The 2290-nt window shown below is 38.6% G+C and carries 1 protein-coding gene; it reads right to left on the bottom strand.

All coding sequences use genetic code 11. The features are described from left to right. Positions 1 to 297: 297 nt before the first annotated feature. Positions 298 to 2079 (bottom strand): aromatic amino acid hydroxylase, encoded by a 1782-nt coding sequence (locus AC1DPQ_RS25345; RefSeq protein WP_477584074.1) that lies wholly within the window; start codon positions 2077 to 2079, stop codon positions 298 to 300. Positions 2080 to 2290: the final 211 nt, after the last annotated feature.

Here is a 2290-nt window from a genome sequence, read left to right as displayed (position 1 = left end):
GATTAGAACATAGCGATTACATTACTTAATTTACACATTATGTTGCAAATGTGGTTGTCAGTCGTCCTCGTTATAAATAAGGATGATTGGAATTAATTACTAATAAGAAATTTAAGGTATTTGAACGATAAGTTCGTCATGCTGAATTTATTTTACAAGTAGAAGTAGCATTTTCAATTGTCTTGTAGCTACTACGTGGTCAGCATCTATTTTGCATTAAGACCCTGAAATAAATTACCTTCGGTGAGCTCGCTAAGGCTCGGTTCAGGGTGACGACCGACTTATTATAGCGATAAATCAATCCTCCACAATCAGCTGACTTACCGGGTTTTTAATTACATGTAAGCCATCGCTGATCAATTTCGTATGATCAAGCTCCCTGCCAGCTTTTATTTCCAGATAGACCTGAATTTCCTTTTCCAGCTGATGATAAATCTTTTTATGGTAAATAATCTCCAGGATTTCCAATGCACAAAGCCAATCCTGCCTATGGTTCGATTTTAGTTGTGCGAAAATTTCGGCAAGTTTATCCAAACCTTCGCCACTTTCCCTGATCTCTCTAACCGTTTGGTATAAACCGTGCAGTTTTAAAGTCTTATCATCATAAGTAATCTGATGTGTTTTTTCATTACTAATTAACGTAATTTCTTCGTAAGCGTCTTTATCGGCAGCTCCATTAAAAACTGAAACAATGGTTTCGCCTATCGCCATATCATAAATGCCCCATTCGGGTTTAAACAAGATATTTCCATTGCGCTCTGTAACTGTACAGTCTTTAAAGCCAATTAAAAGGAGCTTGTTGCTATCGGTAATAATGTCCTTAATCACACCAATTACTTTAATGCCGCTTTCAAATAAAAGTTCAGTTTTTTCACCTGTAATTATCCCTAAACCCTGTAATTCAGCTATACTATAATCTTCCAGTGCTTTTGGAGCATCTTTTAACCGACCAACAGGAGATGAAAAACCATCAGCGTGGTAATCTTTCCCATGGCCGCTCAATTGTTTTCCGTTAAAAGCCAATGCCGAAGGACCGGTTGTTTTAATAAAGGTTACCTCATCTTTTGTACCCACACCAATATCGGTAAATGCACCGCTTACCTGTAAGCCCGAACTATAAACCGCTGTGGCTACATTTTTACAGGCAATTGCTTTCATAATGCTTTCTGTGCCGCCTTTTCTAAAGGCCATGGTATTGGCAAAGGTTTCCAAAACATCAATAAGATTATGGAATGTTTCGGTTACAAAAAGCTGCGGCTGTGGCTTGGTAATATCGTAAGCGTAATTAATCGTATCGATATTATACCAAAGTTTCTCCACATCTTTTTGCATACAGGTTGCACTTTCACCAATAGAAGAAAGCAAACCAGCACCATAAATTTTTGGGTTTTCTAAAGTGCCAATCAAACCATACTCAACCGTCCACCAGTGCAAGCGACCAAGTAAAGCCATTTCAGAAGGTTCGCCCATGTTTTCGCTGATGTAGCGCAGCTCTTTTTCTGCCTTGGCAATCTGAAACTCATCTGTATCTATGGCTTCCTTCAGAATCGATAGTTTCCTAATGGCCTCGTAAAGTTCAAAATCCTTTGCCGAAAACATGGCTTTTGCACCAATTGAGCCAAAATAACTTAAATAATTATTGTAATCCGTATCGGCAATAATAGGTGCATGGCCAGCACTTTCGTGTATAATATCTGGGGCTGGTGTATATTCAATGTGATTAATCTGGCGGATATCGGCAGCAATTACCAGTACACGGTAAGCCTGATATTCCATAAAAGCAGCTGGCGGAATAAATCCATCAACAGTAACGGCGCCCCAACTAATCTTGCCCAGATTGTCGTTCATGGTTTGCAGGTCGGGAATGTGTTCAATACTTAAACCAGCTCGTTGTAAGCCTTTTATGTAAGGGTAGTAAGCAACATTTTTAAGATAGCTATAATTCTGACGCATTACGTAACGCCACACTGCTTGATCTATTGGTGTGTATTTTTTGTAATTTTGGGCAACAATAAATTGCTTTAAATGATTGGGCAATTTTGTTACCTGCGCATTATTAAAATCATTAAAATGGCTCATGGTTAATCTGAAAATAAGTTGGTCGGCAGCTAAGTTATGATGTTGTTTTTATCTTATCAAGAAAGTGGCTGGATAAATTAACAGGCGAAAGTAATAAAGGTTTTAGGCGGGAAAATGATGGATTAATCATTAGAAAAGATGCTGTCGTATTTCATCGGGAAGGTTCTGTCGGGCTGTTTGCTATATCTTTTGCTGCCCTTCGACTCCACCC

It is taken from the genome of Pedobacter sp. 01T416_2 (genome assembly GCF_056398925.1).
The sequence above is the reverse complement of the archived record's forward strand: the minus strand, read 5'-3'. Positions and strand labels throughout refer to the sequence as shown.